2 protein-coding genes are annotated in these 19,765 nt (G+C 72.9%); both read left to right on the top strand.

The window, feature by feature from the left end:
- Window positions 1-7: 7 nt before the first annotated feature.
- Window positions 8-10,996, top strand: a complete 10,989-nt coding sequence (locus AMYAL_RS0140695) for a type I polyketide synthase (protein ID WP_020637064.1) — start codon at window positions 8-10, stop codon at window positions 10,994-10,996.
- Between the two features lie 28 nt (window positions 10,997-11,024).
- Window positions 11,025-19,760: a type I polyketide synthase gene (locus AMYAL_RS0140690; protein WP_020637063.1), complete on the top strand. Its 8,736-nt coding sequence runs from the start codon at window positions 11,025-11,027 to the stop codon at window positions 19,758-19,760.
- Window positions 19,761-19,765: the final 5 nt, after the last annotated feature.

Below are 19,765 nucleotides of genomic sequence, written 5' to 3'. Positions count from 1 at the left end.
CACCGTCATGACCACCGACGAGCGGACGCTCGACTACCTCAAGCGACTGACCGCCGAACTGCGTGAGACGCGGCGCCGTCTGCGAGAAGCCGAGGAAAGCGGCTCCGAGCCGCTCGCGGTGATCGGCATGGCCTGCCGGTTCCCCGGCGGGGTCACCTCGCCGGAAGGACTGTGGGACCTCGTCGACGGCGGCGGGGACGGGATGACGGGGTTCCCGGCGAACCGGAGCTGGGACACCGACGGGCTGTACCACCCGGACCCGGAACACCGGGGTACCACCTACAGTGACCAGGGCGGATTCCTGCACGACGCCGGGGAGTTCGACGCGGGCTTCTTCGGCATCTCGCCGCGGGAAGCCCTCGCGATGGACCCCCAGCAGCGGCTGCTGCTGGAGGTCACCTGGGAGACGTTCGAACGGGCGGGGCTGGACACGGCCGCGCTGAAGGGCAGCGCCACCGGGGTGTTCGCCGGTGCCATGCGCAGTGAGTACGTCTCCGGGTTCGACGGCGGATCCGAAGAGGTGGAAGGGTTCCTCGGCACCGGCTCGGCCAACAGCGTGCTGTCGGGACGGCTCGCCTACACCCTCGGCCTGGAGGGGCCGGCGGTCACGATCGACACGGCGTGCTCGTCTTCGCTGGTCGCCGTCCACCTCGCGGCGCACGCGCTGCGGTCGGGGGAGTGCTCGCTGGCGCTGGCAGGCGGGGTCACGGTGATGGCCACCCCGGAGACGTTCGTCGAGTTCTCGCGGCAGCGCGGCATGGCGCCGAACGGGCGTTGCAAGGCGTTCGCCGCGGGCGCAGACGGCACCGGCTGGTCCGAGGGCGCGGGCATGCTCCTGCTGGAGCGGCTGTCCGACGCGCGCCGCAACGGGCACCGGATCCTCGCCGTGCTCAAGGGATCCGCGGTCAACCAGGACGGCGCGTCCAACGGCCTGACCGCGCCCAACGGCCCCGCCCAGCAGCGCGTCATCCGTGCCGCGCTGAAGAACGCGAAACTGACCGCCGCCGACGTCGACGCCGTCGAGGCGCACGGCACCGGCACCACCCTCGGTGACCCGATCGAGGCGCAGGCGCTGCTGGCCACCTACGGCCGTGAGCGGGAAAACCCGCTGTGGCTCGGCTCGATCAAGTCGAACATCGGGCACACGCAGGCCGCCGCCGGTGCCGCCGGGATCATCAAGATGGTCGAGGCCATGCGCCGCGGCGTGCTGCCCCGCACCCTGCACGTGGACGAGCCCTCGCCGCACGTCGACTGGACGGCCGGGGCCGTCGAACTGCTCACCGAACCGAAGCCGTGGGACACCGGTGACCGTCCGCGCAGGGCCGGGGTGTCGTCCTTCGGCATGAGCGGCACCAACGCGCACGTCATCCTGGAGCAGGCCCCCTCGGACGAGGACGCGGAGCCGGAGCGGACGCCGCCCGCCGTTCAGACGTGGCCGCTGTCGGCTCGCGGTCCCGCCGCGCTGAAAGCCGCCGCGGCCGACCTTCTGTCCACTGTGGACCATGTTGACCCGCTCGACCTCGGCTGGTCCTTGGCGACCACCCGGACCGCGCTGGAGTCGCGTGCCGCGATCGTCGGTACCCCGGAAGACCTCAAGGCCGGGTTGACCGCGCTGGCCGATGGCGAACCCGCTCCCGGCGTCGTCACCGGTGAACCGCTGCTCGGACGCACCGCGTTCCTGTTCTCCGGCATGGGTGCCCAGCGTTGCGGCATGGGCCGCGAGCTGTACGACACCTTCCCCGCCTACCGCGCCGCTTTCGACGAGGCCTGCGCCGCTCTCGATCCGCACCTCGACCGGCCGCTGGCCGACGTCGTCTTCGGCGACGACCAGCAGCTGCTCGACCGGATGACCTTCGCCCAGCCCGCGATGTTCGCGCTGCAAGTGGCGCTGTTCCGGCTGCTGGAGTCGTGGGGAGTGCAGCCGGACTACGTCGTCGGGCATTCCGCCGGTGAACTGGCCGCGGCCCACGTCGCCGGGGTCTGGGACCTGGCGGGCGCCGCGCGGATGATCACCGCGCGCGGCCGTCTGATGGAGGCGCAGCCGCCGGGCGGCGCGATGATCGGCATCCAGGCCACCGAAGAGGAGGTCGCGGCCGAACTGACCGACGGCCTCGCCATCGGCGCGCTCAACGCCCCCGACTCGGTCGTCGTCTCCGGGGAGGAAGCCGCCGCCGAGGCTCTCGCCGCGAAATTCGCCGAACGCGGCCGGAAGATCAAGCGGCTCAACATCTCCCACGCGTCGCATTCCGCGCGGATGGACGGCATGCTCGCCGAATTCGGCGCCATCGCCGAGGAGATCCCGCACGGGACGCCGACGATTCCCGTGGTGTCCAACGTGACCGGCCGTCTCGCCGGACCCGACGAGGTCACCGTGCCCGGCTACTGGCCGCGCCACGTCCGGCAGCCGGTCCGGTTCGCCGACGGCGTCGGTTTCCTGCGTGGCGAAGGGGTTTCCCGGTTCGTCGAGCTCGGCCCGGACTCGGTGCTGGCGGGAATGGTCGCGCGGACGCTGCCGCCCGAAGGCATCCTCACCGTGCCGGTGCTGCGCAAGGACCGTCCCGAAGCCCGGACGGCGATAACCGTGCTTGCCGAACTGCACGTCCGCGGCGCCCGCGTCGACTGGAGCACGTTCTACGAGGGCACCGGCGCCCGCACGATCGATCTGCCCACGTACCCGTTCCAGCGCGAGAACTACTGGCTGCGCGGCGGCCATAGCGCGGGCGACCCAGGCGGACTCGGCCTCGCCGACGCCGCCCACCCGCTGCTGGGCGCGGCCGTCCCGCTCGCCGACGGCGCCGGAGTCGTCCTGACCGGCCGGATCTCGCCGTCCACCCACCCCTGGCTTACCGACCACGCCGTCGCGGGCACCGTCATCGTGCCCGGCACCGCGCTGGTCGAACTCGCGCTGCGAGCCGGTGACGAAGCCGGCTGCGCGCATCTGGAAGAACTCACCCTGCGCGAGCCGATGGTCCTGGCCGGTCCGCTCGACGTCCAGGTCGTCCTGGCAGGCCCGGACGAGAGCGGCCGCCGCGCCGTCGCCGTGTACTCCCGCGCCGGTGAAGGCGCCTGGACGTTGCACGGTTCGGGAACTCTGGCACCGCAGGCCCCGGCCGCGAACTTCGAACTGGCCGAGTGGCCGCCGCGCGACGCCGTCTCCGTGGATGTCGCCGACGTCTACCCGGTGTTCGCCGCCGCCGGACTGGAGTACGGCCCGGTCTTCCAGGGCCTCAAGGCCGCCTGGCGCCTCGGCGAGGAGATCCTCGCCGAGACCGCGCTGCCGGAAGACACTGCCAAGGCCGACGTCGAGCGCTTCGGTCTGCACCCCGCGCTGCTGGACGCCGGTCTGCACGCGATCGGCCTCCTGAGCGAGGAGCCGGGTGGCGCCAAACTGCCGTTCCTCTGGCAGGACGTCACCCTGCACGCCACCGGCGCTTCCGCGCTGCGGCTGAAGCTCACGCCCGCCGCGTCCGGCGCGGTCACCCTGCGCGCCGCCGACGGCACCGGCGCGCCGGTCGTCACCATCGGTTCCCTGACCCTGCGTGAACTCGCTCCCGTCACCACGGCGACCCCTGGTCTCGACTCGCTGTTCCGCCTCGACTGGACCCCGGTGCCCACCCCGGCCGAGCCCGCCCAGGTCGAGTGGGCCTATCACGGGCGGGTCGGCAGCGGCGCCGTTCCGCCGGTGGTCGTGCTCCCGGTGTTCACCGATCCGGCGGGCGCACGGATCGCCACCCACGAGGTTCTCGCCGTCCTGCAGCAGTTCTCCGCCGAAGACCGGTTCGCCGACGCGAAGCTGGTCCTCGTCACGTGTGCCGCGATCGGCCCCGGTCGCGTCGACCCGGCGGCCGCCGCGGTCTGGGGCCTCGGCCGCTCCGCGCAAAGCGAACTGCCCGGCCGGGTCGTCCTCGTCGACACCGAGACCGGCGACTTGACCGACCCCGAACTCGCCGCCGCGCTGGCGACCGGTGAACCCCAGCTGACCTTGCGCGACGGCGGTTTCGCCGCCCTGCGCCTCGGTCCGGTCCCCGGATCCGACGAACTCAGCCCGCCCGCCGAACCCGCGTGGCGCCTCGGCATGGCCGCGCGCGGCACCCTGGAGGAACTTCGGCTCGAACCCTGCCCGCAGGCCCTGGAGCCGCTCAAGCCCGGACACATCCGGGTCGCTGTCGGCGCCGCGGGCCTCAACTTCCGTGACGCGCTCAACGTCCTCGGCATGTTCGAAGGCGAGCCGGGTCCGCTCGGCAACGAGATCGCCGGTGTGGTGCTCGAGGTGGGGTCCGCAGTGGACGATCTGGCGCCTGGCGACCGGATCATGGGTGTCGCGATCGGCGGCATCGGCTCCATCACCACCGCGCAGCGCTCGATGTGCGCGCGGATTCCCGACGGCTGGACCGACGAGGAAGCCGCGTCCGTGCCGCTGGTGTTCCTCACCGCCTACTTCGGCCTCAAGGAACTCGCCGGGCTGAAGGCGGGGGAGTCGGTCCTCGTCCACGCGGGCGCCGGTGGTGTCGGCATGGCGGCGATCCAGATCGCCCGCCACCTCGGCGCCGAGGTCTACAGCACCGCCAGCCCCGCGAAGCAGCACGTGCTGACCGAAGCCGGGCTGGACGACGGCCACATCGCCAACTCCCGCACCCTCGACTTCGAACAGCATTTCCTCGCCACCAGCGTAGGACGCGGTGTCGACGTCGTCCTCGACGCGCTCACCGGCGACTTCGTGGACGCCTCCTTGCGGCTGTTGCCGCGCGGCGGCCGGTTCCTGGAGATGGGCAAGGCCGGACTGCGTGATCCCGAAGAGGTCGCCGCGCAGCACCCCGGCGTGCACTACCGGCCCTACGACCTCATCGAGGCGGGTCCCGAACAGTTCTCCCGCATGTGGGCCGAAGTGCTGGAGTTGTTCGCGAGCGGTGTCCTGAAGCCGTTGCCGCGTCACGTCTGGGATGTGCGCCGCGCCCCGGAGGCGTTCCGGTTGCTCAGCCAGGCCAAGCACATCGGCAAGGTCGTGCTCACCATCCCGCGCGGACCGGAGCCCGGCGGTACCGTCCTGATCACCGGCGGCACCGGCGGTCTCGGCGCGATGCTGGCCAAGCACCTGATCGCCGGGTACGGCGTCCGTCATCTGCTCCTGACCAGCCGTCGCGGCCCCGACGCCCCCGGTGCTTCCGAGCTGTCCGAAGAGCTGACCGCGCTTGGGGCGACCGTCACCATCGCCGCGTGTGACAGCGCGGACCGCGACGCCGTCGCCGCGCTGCTGGCCACCATCCCCGGCGAGCATCCGCTCACCGCCGTCGTCCACGCGGCCGGTGTCCTCGACGACGCCCCGATCGACGCGCTGAACCCCGAACGCCTCGACCGTGTCCTCGCCCCGAAAGCCGACGCCGCCTGGCATCTGCACGAACTGACCGCGGAGCTGCCGCTGCGCTGGTTCGTCCAGTTCTCCTCGGCCGCCGGCGTGCTCGGCAACCCCGGTCAAGGCAACTACGCCGCCGCCAACGCCTTCCTCGACGGTCTCGCCACCCGTCGTCGCGCCGAAGGTCTCGCCGCGCAGTCCGTCGCGTGGGGCCTGTGGTCCGGCGGCATGAAGGGCGAACTCGGCGACGCGGGTGAAGAACGCATGCGCCGCAGCGGTTTCCCGCCGATCGACGCGGGAGAGGGCCTGGCGATGTTCGACCGCGCGGTCGGCCTCGACCACGCCGTCCTGCTCGGCCTCAAATTCGACCGCGCGACCGTCCGCGGCAGCGACGCCCCGATCTCGCCGCTGATCCGCGGGCTGGTCGGCGGATCCGGTCGCGCGAAGGCCAAGACGGCCACCGCCGAGCAGGCGGGCGAACTGCGGCGCAAACTCGCCGGGCTGCCCGCACCCGATCGGGACGAACTGCTGCTGGACCTGGTGCGCCGCGAGGTCGCGCTGGTCCTCGGCCACGCCGACGCGGCAGGCATCGCCGCGACCCGCGCGTTCAACGAAATCGGCTTCGACTCGCTCACCGCGGTCGAACTGCGCAACCGTCTCGGCGCCGCGACCGGACTGCGGCTGCCCGCGACGCTCGTCTTCGACCACCCGACGCCCGACGCGCTGAAGGTCTTCCTGCGCGGCGAACTCGTCGGGGATGAGACGCCGGGCCCGGTCGCGGTCACGGCGGCGGGTCGAGTCACAGTGGCCGGGTCCGGTATCCACGACGATCCGATCGTCATCGTCGGCATGGGCTGCCGGTATCCGGGCGAGGTCACCTCACCCGCCGAGCTCTGGCAGCTGGTCGCCGAGGGCCGTGACGGCGTCGGGGATTTCCCGGCCGACCGCGACTGGCCCCTGGACTCGCTGTTCCACCCGGACCCCGACCACCGAGGCACCACCTACGCCTCCGAAGGCGCTTTCCTCTACAACGCGGGCGATTTCGACGCCGAGTTCTTCGGGATCTCGCCGCGTGAGGCACTGGCCATCGATCCGCAGCAGCGCCAGGTCCTGGAGACGTCGTGGGAGGCGCTGGAGCGGGCGGGCATCGACCCGACGTCCTTGCGCGGCACCAGTACCGGTGTCTTCGCCGGTGCCCTGTCCAACGACTACATCTCGCGGCTGAGCGCGATTCCCGAGCAGGTCGAAGGTTTCCTCGGCACCGCGTCCTTCAGCAGTGTCGTCTCCGGCCGCGTCGCGTACGCGCTGGGTCTCGAAGGCCCGGCCGTCTCCGTCGACACCGCCTGCTCGTCTTCGCTGGTCGCGGTGCACCTGGCCGCGCAGTCGCTGCGGTCGGGGGAGTGCACGCTGGCCCTGGCGGGTGGCGTCAACGTGATGGCCTCGCCGGACATGTTCGTCGAGTTCTCGCGGCAGCGCGGACTGGCGCCGGACGGCCGCTGCAAGCCGTTCGCCGGGGCCGCCGACGGCACGAACTGGGCCGAAGGTGTCGGGATCCTGGTGCTGGAGCGGCTTTCCGACGCCCGCCGCAACGGGCACCGTGTCCTCGCGGTCGTCAAGGGCTCCGCGGTCAACCAGGACGGCGCGTCCAATGGCCTCACCGCTCCCAACGGACCTTCGCAGCAGCGCGTGATCCGGTCGGCGCTGGCGAACGCCGGGGTCGAGTCGTCCACTGTGGACGTCGTCGAAGCGCACGGCACGGGCACTCCGCTGGGTGACCCGATCGAGGCACAGGCGTTGCTGGCCACCTACGGCCGTGATCGCGAGCGGCCGCTGCTGCTCGGCTCGGTCAAGTCCAATATCGGCCACACGCAGGCCGCCGCCGGGGTCGCCGGGATCATCAAGATGGTCGAGGCGATGAACCACGGTCTCGTCCCGGCGAGCCTGCACGTGGACGAGCCGACCCCGCACGTCGACTGGACCGCGGGCGACATCGCGCTGCTCACCGAGCAGACGCCGTGGCCGGAGACCGGCGGACCGCGCCGCGCCGGTGTCTCGTCCTTCGGGATCAGCGGCACCAACGCCCACGTCGTCCTCGAACAGGCCCCGGCCGAAGCCGAGCCAGAGCCCTCGCAGCCGTTGCCCGTGGTGCCGCTGCTGGTTTCCGGGCGCACGCCGGAGGCGCTGGCAGCGCAGACTTCCCGCCTGTCCACTGTGGAGCACTCGGTCGACACCGGCTTCTCGCTGGCGACCACCCGTACCCACCACGCGCACCGCGCGGTCGTCGTCGGGGAGCCCGGCGCCGGACTGCGGACGCTGGCCTCCGGCGAACCCGCGTCCGGCCGCCTCGCGTTCCTGTTCACCGGTCAGGGTTCGCAGCGTCTCGGCATGGGACAGGGGCTCTACAACGCTTTCCCCGCGTTCGCCGAGGCCTACGACGAGATCGCCGCCTTGCTCCCGCTCGACGGCGACCTGAGCCGGACCGGCACCGCCCAGCCCGCGATCTTCGCCCTCGAAGTCGCGCTCTACCGGCTCTTCGAGTCCTGGGGCGTCCGCCCGGCCTACGTCGCCGGGCACTCGATCGGCGAGATCGCCGCCGCGCATATCGCGGGCGTGTTCTCCCTGGAGGACGCGGCGAAGCTGATCGAAGCGCGCGGCAGGCTGATGGAGGCGCTGCCCGAAGGCGGCACGATGGTCGCCGTGCAGGCGACCGAAGCCGAGGTCGCCGAGTTCGGCGGTGTCGCGATCGCGGCGGTCAACGGCCCGGACGCCGTCGTGCTCTCGGGCGCGGAGGAACCGGTGCTCGCCGCCGCGTCGGCGCTGGAAGCCCGTGGCCGCAAGGTGAAGCGGCTCGACGTCTCCCACGCGTTCCACTCGCCGCTGATGGACCCGATGCTCGACGACTTCGCCGCCGTGGTGCGGGAACTGTCGTTCTCGGAACCGCGGATCCCGATCGTGTCGACCGTCGCCGAGCAGGCTGACCTGACCGACCCGGCGTACTGGGTGCGGCACGTGCGGGAACCGGTCCGGTTCGCCGACGCGCTGACCGCCCTCGCGGCCGAGAACGTGACCACCTTCCTCGAAATCGGCCCGGCCGCGGTGCTTTCGGCGCTGGCCGCGGGAACCGGCGAGGCGATCGCCGCCCTGCGCGACGAGAAGGACCAGCCGGAGACCGTCGTCACCGCGCTGGCCCGCCTGCACGTCCGCGGGATCGACGTCGACTGGCCCGCGTTCTTCGCCCCCGCGAAACCGCGCGTCGTCGACCTGCCGACGTACGCCTTCCAGCACGAGCGGTACTGGCTGCGCGAACCCGCCGTGGCTCGCGTCGCCGGTGGCCTGCGTCACCCGGTCCTGGCTTCGGCCGTGACCTCGGCTGACGACGGTTCGGTCCTGTGCACCGGCGTGCTGCCCGCCGATCCCTCCGACACGCTGCTCGTCGAACTCGCGATCCGCGCCGGTGACGAGATCGGCGCGGGCACCCTCGCCGAGTTCACCGTCGAGGCACCGCTGACCGGGGATCGTGAGGTCCAGGTTGCCGTCGGCGCCGAGAACGACGGCCGTCGCGCGGTGTCGATCCACACCCGCACCGGGAAGGACTGGCAGCGGCACGGCACCGGATTCCTGGTCGCCGCACCCGCCCCGGCGCCGGCGGTCCCCGACGCCCTGACCGAGCTGACCCTGCCGGACGACAGCGCGCAGCTGTACGGCCTGCACCCGAGCCTGCTCGACCCGGTCCTGGCCGAACGCGGCTGGCCGGTCGCCTGGCGGAACGTGACCCTGCACGCCACCGGCGTCACCACTGTCCGGGCGCACCTGAGCCCGGCGGGGGAGCTGGCGGTGTTCGACCTCGCGGGAGCCCCGGTGCTGTCCGCCGAGGTGACCTTCGGTGAGCGCCCGGCGGCTGTCACCACCCCGAGCGAGTCGCTCCACCGGATCGTCTGGTCGCCGGTTCCGGTGGGCGACGGCGAAACGTCGTGGACCCGGCTTGAGGACATCGGCGCCGAGCTGCCCGAAGCCGTCGTCCTGGAACTCACCGAACCCGCGGGTGACGTGGCCGACGCGGCGCGTGCGGCGACCGCGACCGTGCTCGCCGCCTTGCAGGAATCCAAAGCCGCCCGTCTGGTCGTGCTGACCGCCGGCGCCGTCGCACTGTCCGAAGAGGACGGTGCGGATCCGGCGGCCGCCGCGGTCTGGGGTCTGGTGCGCGCGGCGCAGTCGGAGAACCCCGGCCGGTTCGTCCTCATCGACGGTGACGGCGACACCGCGATCCTCGGCAAGGCGTTGGCCACCGGCGAAGACCAGCTGCTGCTGCGCGAGGGCAAGCTGTACGCGCCGAAGCTCGCGCTGGTCCGCGAACCGGCGGGCAAGGCACCGGAACTGGCCGGGGGAGCGGTGCTCGTCACCGGCGGCACCGGCGGGCTCGGCGCCCACCTCGCCCGGCACCTGGTCAAAGCGCACGGCGTCACGGAACTCGTGCTCACGAGCCGTCGCGGACCGGACGCTCCCGGCGCGACCGAGCTGTCCGACGAGCTGATGGCTCTCGGCGCGAACGTCCGCGTCGAAGCCTGTGACATGGCCGACCGCGCCGCCGTCGAACGCCTCTTGGCCGGGATCCCCGTGCTGACCGGGGTCGTGCACGCGGCGGGTGTTCTCGACGACGGCCTCGTCGGCGCGCTCACCCCGGAGCGGCTCGCGACCGTGTTCGGCCCCAAGGCCGCCGCCGCTTGGCATCTGCACGAACTGACGAAGGGCCACGAGCTCGCCGCGTTCATCCTGTTCTCCTCGGCCGCCGGCGTCCTCGGCAACGCCGGTCAGGGCAACTACGCCGCCGCCAACGCCTTCCTCGACGGTCTCGCCGTGCACCGCAAGGGACTCGGCCTGCCCGCCCGCTCGCTGGCCTGGGGCCGCTGGGCGGACGGCATGGGCGGGGCGCTGGGCACTCAGGCCGGGCAACGCCTGAGCCGCAACGGTTTCCCGGCACTGAGCAGGGACGAAGGCCTGGCGTTGTTCGACACGGCGCTGGCCACCGAGGTGGCCGCGTCGGTCCCGGTCAAGCTCGACCGGGACGGGCTCGCCGCGGCCGGGCAGCTCCCGCCGATACTGCGTGACCTGATCCCCGCGGTCCGGCGCACCGCCGCGGCCGCCGACGCCGGCGCACTGCGGCTCAAACTCGCCGGACTGGCCGAATCGGAACAGGAACGCGCGCTGCTGGACCTGGTGCGCGGGCAGGCGGCGGCCGTCCTCGGGCACGCCGGGGCGGCCGCGATCGCCCCCGGCCGCGGCTTCCTCGACCTCGGGTTCGACTCGCTCACCGCGGTCGAGTTCCGGACCGCGCTGGCCGCCGCGACCGGCCTCACCCTGCCCACGACGGTCGTCTTCGACTACCCGGCGCCCGACGCGCTGGCCAAGTACCTCCAGACCGAACTCGCCCCCGAAACCGGCGCGGGCGCCGCGGTGACCGAACAGATCACCCGGCTCGAAGCGCTTCTCGACGGGGCCGACCCCGGCGACGCGGAGATCGACGGACGGCTGAAGCGGCTGGTGGCGGCCTGGGCGGCGAAGAAGCCCGCGCACGCCACCGCCGACCTCGACGCTGCGTCCCCGGACGACCTCCTCGCGCTGATCGACGACGAGTTCGGCCCGCGCTGAGACCTTCCATCCATTCAGGAGCCGTGACATGCCTTCGGAAGAGCAGTACGTCGACTACCTCAAGCGGATGGCGGCCGACCTGCGGGAGAGCCGCCGCGAGCTGGCGGACGCGCGGGAGAAGGAGACCGAGCCCATCGCGATCGTCGCGATGAGCTGCCGGTTCCCCGGCGGCGTCCGCACCCCGGAACAGCTGTGGGAACTCATCGACGGCGGCGGCGACGCGATCTCGCCGTTCCCCGCCGACCGCGGCTGGGACACCGACGCGATCCACGACCTCGACCCGTCCGTCCCCGGCACCAGCTACGTCCGCGAGGGCGGCTTCCTGCACGACGCCGCGGAGTTCGACAACGAGCTGTTCGGCATCTCGCCGCGTGAGGCCGAGGCGACCGACCCGCAGCAGCGGCTGCTGCTCGAGACGGCGTGGGAGGCCGTCGAGCGGGCCGGGATCGACCCGCTTTCGCTCAAGGGCAGCGCCACCGGGGTGTTCGCGGGCGTCGGGTTCACCGACTACGCGTCACGGCTGACCGCGCTGCCCGAGGAACACGAGGGCTATCTCGGCATCGGCACCTCCGGCAGTGTGGTGTCCGGCCGCGTCTCCTACGCGCTCGGCCTCGAAGGGCCGTCGGTGTCGATCGACACGGCCTGTTCGTCGTCGCTGGTCGCGGTCCACCTCGCCGCCCGCGCGCTGCGGTCGGGGGAGTGCACGCTGGCGCTGGCCGGCGGGGTCACGGTGATGGCGACGCCGGGCGCGTTCGTCGAGTTCTCGCGGCAGCGGGGGCTCGCGCCGGACGGTCGCTGCAAGCCGTTCGCGGCCGCCGCCGACGGCACGAACTGGGCCGAGGGCGCCGGGATGCTCGTGCTGGAACGCCTCTCCGACGCGCGCCGCAACGGCCACCCGGTCCTCGCGCTCGTGCGTGGCAGCGCGGTCAACTCCGACGGCGCGTCCAGTGGCCTGACCGCCCCGAACGGCCCGTCCCAGCAGCGCGTGATCCGTGCGGCGCTCGCGAACGCCGGGGTGGAAGCGTCCACTGTGGACGTCGTCGAGGCGCACGGCACCGGGACCGCGCTGGGTGACCCGATCGAGGCGCAAGCCCTGCTGGCCACCTACGGCCGGGACCGCGAAACGCCGCTGTGGCTGGGCTCGGTGAAGTCCAACATCGGCCACACCCAGGCCGCGGCCGGGCTCGCCGGGATCGTCAAGCTGGTCGAGGCGATGCGGCACGCCACGCTGCCCGCGTCCCTGCACGTCGACGCGCCGTCCCCGCATGTCGACTGGTCCGCGGGTTCGGTCGAGCTGCTCGCCGAGGCCCGCCCGTGGACAGCGACCGACCGGCCGCGTCGGGCGGGCGTGTCTTCGTTCGGGATCAGCGGCACCAACGCGCACGTCATCCTGGAGCAGCCTGCCGAAGAAGCTGATCCCGCCAGGGAAATCGCGGCGCCGCAGGTGGTCCCGTACGTGCTGTCCGGTGCCTCGCCCGCCGCCGTCCGCGCGCAGGCCGCCGCGCTGCTGTCCACCGTGGACGAATCCGGCGCCGAGCCCGTCGATGTCGCGCTGTCCCTCGCCACCACGCGCGCCGGGATGGAGCACCGCGCGGTCGTCACCGGCGCGGACCGCGCCGAGCTGGCCGCCGGTCTCCGCGCTCTCGCGGGCGGCGAAGCGGGCACGGTCACCGGCAGCGACACCGCCGGACGGCTGGCCATGCTGTTCACCGGCCAGGGGTCGCAGCGGCTCGGCATGGGCCGCCGTCTCCACGAGTGCTTCCCGGTGTTCGCCGCCGCTTTCGACGAGGCCTGCGCGCATCTCCCCGGCGTCCGGGACGTCGTGTTCGGCGCCGACGCCGCGCGGCTCGACCGCACCGAGTTCGCCCAGCCCGCCCTGTTCGCCTTCGAGGTCGCGCTGTTCCGGCTCGTCACGTCGTGGGGTGTCAGCCCGGACTTCCTCGCCGGGCATTCGGTCGGCGAGCTGGCGGCTGCGCACGTCGCCGGGGTGCTTTCCCTGGAGGACGCCGCTCGCCTGGTCGCCGCTCGCGGCAAGCTGATGCAGGCGCTGCCCGAGGGCGGCGCGATGATCGCGCTGGAGGCGACCGAGGACGAGGTCCGCCCTTACCTGTCGGCCGAGGTCGCGCTCGCGGCGGTCAACGGTCCGCGCGCGGTCGTCCTGTCCGGCGCCGACGCGGCGACCATCGCGGTCGCCGAACGCTTTCCCGGCCGCCGCACGACCCGGCTCTCCGTGTCCCACGCCTTCCACTCGGCCCTGATGGAGCCGATGCTCGCCGAGTTCGCCGCCGTCGCGCGGACCCTGACCTACCGTGAGCCCGCGATCCCGGTCGTCTCGACGCTGACCGGCGAGATCGCCGACCGGCTCACCGATCCGGAGTACTGGGCCGAGCACGTCCGCGGCACCGTCCGGTTCGCCGACGCGGTGGAAACCCTGCACGGCCAAGGCGTCACGGCCTTCCTCGAACTCGGCCCGGATGCGGCACTCACCCCGATGGGCCGCTCGGTCCGTCCTGAGGGCGCGGTCTTCGCCGCTGCCCAGCGCAAGGACCGCGACCAGGCCGCCACGCTCGTCACCGCGCTGGGTCTCGTTCATGCGCACGGCGCGCGCGTCGATTGGTCCGCCTACCTGAGTGGCAGCGGCGCCCGTGTGGTCACGCTGCCGACGTATCCCTTCCAGCGCAAGCGTTTCTGGCTGGAAGACCCTGGCGCGGGAGTGGTCGCCGCCGAGGACGGCCGGTTCTGGTCGGTCGTCGAATCCGGTGACGTCGGCGAGTTCGCCGCCGAGCTGAAGCTGTCCGACGTCGAAGCCCCGCTCGGCACGGTCCTGCCCGCGTTGTCGCGCTACCGTCGCGCCCGGTCGCTGGCCGCCGAAGCGACTTCGCTGGCCTACCACGTCCGCTGGCAGCCCTTCACGCCCGCGACGACGACGGCCACCGGACGCTGGCTGCTCGTCACGTCCGCGCAGGAGCACCCGTGGATCGAGACCGCGGCCGAGGCCCTGGCCGGTGCCGAGGTGCGGCGGCTCGTCGTCGAGCACCCTGACCGCGTAGAACTTCCTGACGAGTCCTTCGACGGCATCCTGTCCCTGCTGGCCCTCGACGAGACCGAAACCGACGGACTGTCCTTCGGCGCCGAAGCCACGATGGCGCTGGTCCGGGAGCTGGCCGCGCGTGACCCGCAAGGTCCACTGTGGACGCTCACTCGCGGCGCGGTCTCGACCGGCGCTCACGACGCACCGGACTCGCCCGCGCAGGCTCAGCTGTGGGGCTTCGGCCGCGCTGCCGCGCTGGAGAACCCGCAGGCGTGGGGCGGGCTCGTCGACGTCCCGGCCGAGCCGGGCGAGCGGACCGTCGCCCTCCTGCGTGGCGTCCTCACCGGCCCTCGCGGCGAAGACCAGGTCGCCGTCCGGGCCACCGGCGCCTTCGGCAGGCGGCTCGTCCACGCCGAACCCGCCGAGGCCAAGCGGTCCTGGCAGCCGCGCGGCACCGTGCTCGTCACCGGCGGGACCGGCGGACTCGGCGGGATCGTCGCCCGCTGGCTCGTCGAGCACGGCGCCGAACACGTCGTTCTCGTGTCGCGCCAAGGACAAGACGCTCCCGGCGCGGCCGAACTGGCAGGCGATCGCGTCACCATCGCCTCCTGCGACGTCGCCGACAAGGACGCGCTGGTCGCCGTCATCGACCCGATCCGCGACGACCTCCGCGCCGTCTTCCACCTTGCTGGCGTCCTCGAACTAGGCCTCATCGAGTCGATGGACCGCACGCGCTACGCCGACGTCCTCCGCCCGAAGGTCGCCGGGACGCGCAACCTCGAAGAGCTGACCGAAGGCCTCGACCTCGACGCTTTCGTTTTGTTCTCCTCGATCGCCGCCTCCATCGGCAACGCGGTCCAGAGTGCTTACGGCGCTTCGAACGCGTACCTCGAAGCCGTCGCGCAGCGGCGCCGGGCCAACGGCCTGCCCGCGACGTCGATCGCGTGGGGCCGCTGGGGCAAGGTCGGCATGGGCGTCGGCGCGGACCTCGACGAGATGCTCAGCGGACTCGGCGTCCCGGCCATGGCGCCGGAAACCGGTCTCGTCGCGCTCGGCCAGGCGCTGGACCGTGACGAGACCGCGCTGACCGTCGCCGAACTGACCTGGGAGAAGTTCGCCCCGCCGTTCGCCGCGCTGCGGCCGAGCCCGTTGCTGGCCGACCTCCCCGAGGTCGTCGCCATCGCCGAGGCCGAAGCCGCCCAGGCCGAAGAAGGTGCCGAGGCAGCCGACGCGTGGCGGACCCGCCTCGCCGGGCTTCCCGAGGCCGAACGCGAACGCGTCATCACCGAACTGGTCCTGACCCACACCGCCGCCGTGCTCGGGCACACCGACGGCGTCCCGGCCGGGCAGCAGTTCACCAAACTGGGCATCGATTCGCTCACCGCCATCGAACTGCGCGGCCGGATCAACACCGAGACCGGACTCGCGCTCCCGCCGACGATGGTGTTCGACCACGCGACCCCGGCCGCGCTCGCCGCGCATCTGCTGGCCGCGCTCACCCCGGCCGAACGCGAGACGCGGACCGTCGTCGCCGGACCGGCCGCCGCGGGTCAGGACGTCGCCGTCGTCGGTCTCTCCTGCCGCTTCGCCGGCGGCAGCGACACTCCCGAAAAGTTCTGGCAGAACCTCGTCCAGGGCAAGGATCTCGTGCGCGAGGTCCCGCCGGACCGCTGGAGGGCCGCCGACTACTACGACCCCGACCGCACCGCGCCGGGCAAGGCGTACACGCAGCAGGGCGCGTTCGTCGATGACATCGCGGGCTGGGACGCGGCGTTCTTCGGCCTGTCGCCCCAGGAAGCGCGGCGGCTCGACCCGACCTTCCGCCTGCTCATGGAGCTGGTGTGGGAGGGCATCGAGGACGCCGGGCTCACCGCCGACGAACTGCGCGGCAGCCGCACCGGCGTGTTCGCCGGGCTGATCGACACCATGCAGTACAGCATGCGGCAGCTCGAAGCCGACGGCATGGACGCGGCCGACGACCCCTACTTCGGCCTCGGCAGCTCGCTTTCCGCCGCCGCCGGGCGCATCGCGCATCTGCTCGACCTGCGCGGCCCCTGCCTGACCGTCGACACCGCCTGCTCGTCGGCGCTGAGCGCGGCGCATCTGGCTGTGCAGAGCCTCCGCCGCGGCGAATGCGACATCGCGATCGTCGGCGCCGCGTCGGCGATGATCAACCCGGACGTCTTCATCCAATCCTGCAAGATGAGCATGCTCGCCGCAGACGGCCGCACCAAGACCTTCGACGAGAGCGCCGACGGCTACGTCATCGGCGAAGGCGGCGGCGTCGTGGTGCTCCGCCGGGCGGGCGAAGTCGGCCAGGGCAGGCGCACCCGCGCGGTCATCCGCGGCACCGCGACCAACCAGGACGGCCGCAGCAACGGGCTCACCGCGCCCAACCGCGCGGCGCAGAACGCGGTCATCCGCGCGGCGCTCGCCGACGCCGGGGTCAGCCCCGACGAGATCGGCTACGTCGAGGCACACGGCTCCGGCACGCAGCTCGGCGACGCGATCGAGTTCACCGCGCTCGGCGAGATCTTCGGCGAGCGGAACGCGCCCGAGCCGCTCTACGTCGGCGCGGTCAAGACGAACGTCGGCCACACGCTCGCGGCGGCGGGGATGGCCGGGCTGATCAAAACCGTGCTGTCGCTGGAAAACAGCACCCTGCCGGGCAATCTGCACATGAGCACGCCGAACTCGGTGGTCACCGTGGACGGCACGGTCCGCCCGGTCCCCGAGGCGCGGCCCTTCCCGGCCAACGCCGCCGGGGTGCTGCGCGCGGGCGTCAGCTCCTTCGGCTGGTCCGGGTCCAACGTGCACTTCGTCCTCGACCAGGCCGCGCCCGCCCCGGCGGCCATCCCCGGCGGGGAATGGCAGCTGCTCACGGTGTCCGGCCAGAGCGAAGCCGGTCTTCGTGCCAATGCCGAGGCGCTGGCCGACAACCTGACCGGGGAACTGGCCGACGTCGCCTTCACCACCCAGGCCGGGCGCAGCGCGCTTCCGCTCCGCAAGGCGGTGCTGGTGCGCGATCACGCCGACGCCGTCACGGCCTTGCGCGCGGTCACCGGCGGCTCGGCCGTCACGGACAAGCGGCGCTTCGGTCTCCTGCTGCCGGGCACCCGCGGCGCGTGGCAGGGCACCACCGACGAGCTGTACCGCACCGAACTCGCCTTCCGCGCCGCGATCGACGAGTGCGCGGCCCTGCTGGACGGTCGCATCGACCTGCTCGGCGCGCTCTACGGCACGGCCGAGGCCGACGAACGGGCCGTGGTCTTCGCCGTCGAGTACGCCTTCACCCGGCTGCTGACCGCGTGGGGTCTCGAACCGGCCGTGGTACTCGGCCGGGGGACCGGCGAATGCGCCGCCGCCGTCGCGGGCGGGCTGTTCGGTCTCGCCGAGGGGCTCGAACTCGCGCTCGGCGGGCCGGTTCCGCGGGCGGGAACGCCGACGGTGCCGGTGATCTCGCCCCGCACCGGTACTGTGCTCACCGCCGCCGAGGCCGCCGATCCGGCGCACTGGCGGATCGCGGACGACCGCTTCGAAGACGGCCTGCTGGCGCTGGCGAAGTACGCCGGAGTCCTGGTCGAAGCCGGCCTCGGTGACGAGGGCGCCGAGGCGGCGGGCCGCTACCTGCCGCAGACTCCGGTGGTCTCCCTGCTTCCGGAGCCGGTGGCCGGTGCCGGACGGCGCGCCTGGCTGACCGCGCTCGGCGCGCTCTGGGAGCACGGCGTCCAGATCGGCTGGGCGGACGGCGCCGGACCGGACCGCCGGTTCGTCTCCCTGCCCGGCTACCGCTTCCAGCGCACCCGCTACTGGCCCGAGGTCGCTTCCCGCGGTGGCGGCTGGTCGCTGTCGCAGATGTCCGCCGGTGAACCGCAGCCGGAGACGCCGGTCCGCGACGGTCTGGCCGCGCACACGCCGACCTGGCGCCGCGACAGTACCCGCCGCACGCCGGTGACACCGGGTGACCTGGTCCTGTTCGCCGAGCCGGGCAAGTTCGCCGACGGCTTCGCGGCCGCCGCGGAAGCCGCCGGACACCGCGTCACGGTCGCCTCCGAGATCACGCGCCAGGTACTTGCCGGGGACGGACCGCTCCGGATCGTGCACGCCCTCGGGCTCACCGCGAGCGGCCTCGAATCCGGCTTCTACAGTCTCCTGGAACTCGGCAAGGCCATCGGCGCCGAATGCGCCGGCCGCCGGGTCGACCTGCTCTCCCTGGGACACAACGGCTTCGACGTCCTCGGCGGGGACGCCACCGACGCCTTCGCCCCGACCATCGCCGCCACGACCGACGCGATCGCCGCCGAGTACCCGCTGGTCCACGCGCAGTACGCGGACTTCGACCGCACCGGTGACAAGACAGCCCAAGTCCTGCACGAACTCGACCTGCTGACTGCGTCCACAGTGGACACTGTCGACGGGGTCGCGGTCGCCGCCTGGCGCGGCGGACGGCGCTGGCTGCGCGGTTTCGACGTCGTCGAGCTGCCCGAGACCGACGACGCGCTGGCGTGGAAGCCCGGCGGTACTTACCTGATCACCGGTGGTCTCGGCGTCCTCGGTCTCGCGCTGGCACGGCGGCTCGCACCGCTGGGCGTGAACCTCGCGCTGGCAGGCCGTTCCGAGCTCCCGCCGGAGGAGACCTGGGACGACTGGATCCGGGACCACGGAGTCGACGACCGCAAGAGCGAAGTACTGCTGGCTGTCCGGGATCTGCGTGCCCTCGGCGCCGACGTCCTGACGCTGCGCGCCGACGTCAGTGCTCCCGGCGAGGCCGCTGCGCTGCTGGCGGAGGTCCGCGGCTACTTCGGGTACCTCGACGGTGTCGTGCACGCTGCCGGGATCGCCGGTGGCGGTCTGCTGCAGAACAAGACCCGCGAGCAGGCGGCCGCGGTGCTGGCGCCGAAGATCGACGGCACCCTCGCCCTCACCGAGGCGCTGCGTGTCGAACCGGTCGACCTGCTGGTCCTGTACTCCTCGACGGTGACGCTCACCGTCGGCGTCGGCGAGATCGACTACTCCGCGGCCAACGCCTTCCTGGACGGGGTCGCCTCGGCCTCGGCGGGCGGCCGCGGCCCGGCCAAGCAGGTCGTGTCGGTCGCGTGGGGTCCCTGGCAGCTGGACGCCTGGACGGCGTCCGGGCTCTCGGGGTCCGCCGAGGCGCAGGAAGGTTCCCGCAAGTTCCGCGAGGAATTCGGCATCGGCGCCGAAGAAGGCACCGAACTGCTCTCGCGGATCGTCGCCTCCGGCGAGCCGCTGGTGACCGTGCTGCCGCTCCCGCTGACCGACGTGCTGGCCGCGCTGGCCCGGATGGGTTCGGTCGACGCACTGGTCGGCGCCGACGCCGCGATCCCGACCGGGGAGCGGTACCCGCGGCCCGAGCTGCGCACCGCGTACGTCGCCCCGCGCACCCCGGCCGAGGTGCGCGTCGCCGCCGCCTGGTGCGACTGCCTCGGCCTGGAAGAGGTCGGCGTGCACGACCCGTTCTTCGACCTCGGCGGCACTTCACTGATCGGGCTGGTGCTGATCGGCCGCGTCGCCAAGGAGTTCGGCGTCGAACTGGCCCCGGCGAGCCTGTTCGAGAAACCGACCATCGCCGAATTCGTCACGCTCCTCGGCGAGCAGTCCCCGGCGGCCGCCGAGCCTGCCGGGGTCGCCGAAGACGTCTCCGCCCGCGGCGAACGCCGCCGCGCCCGCACCGCGAAGCTGCGCAAGCGCCCGAGCCGGACCGGAAGGTGAACCAC

The sequence above is a fragment of the Amycolatopsis alba DSM 44262 genome (genome assembly GCF_000384215.1).
GTDB lineage: Bacteria > Actinomycetota > Actinomycetes > Mycobacteriales > Pseudonocardiaceae > Amycolatopsis > Amycolatopsis alba.
Note: the sequence above shows the minus strand (reverse complement) of the source record. Positions and strands in the feature narration are given on the sequence as shown.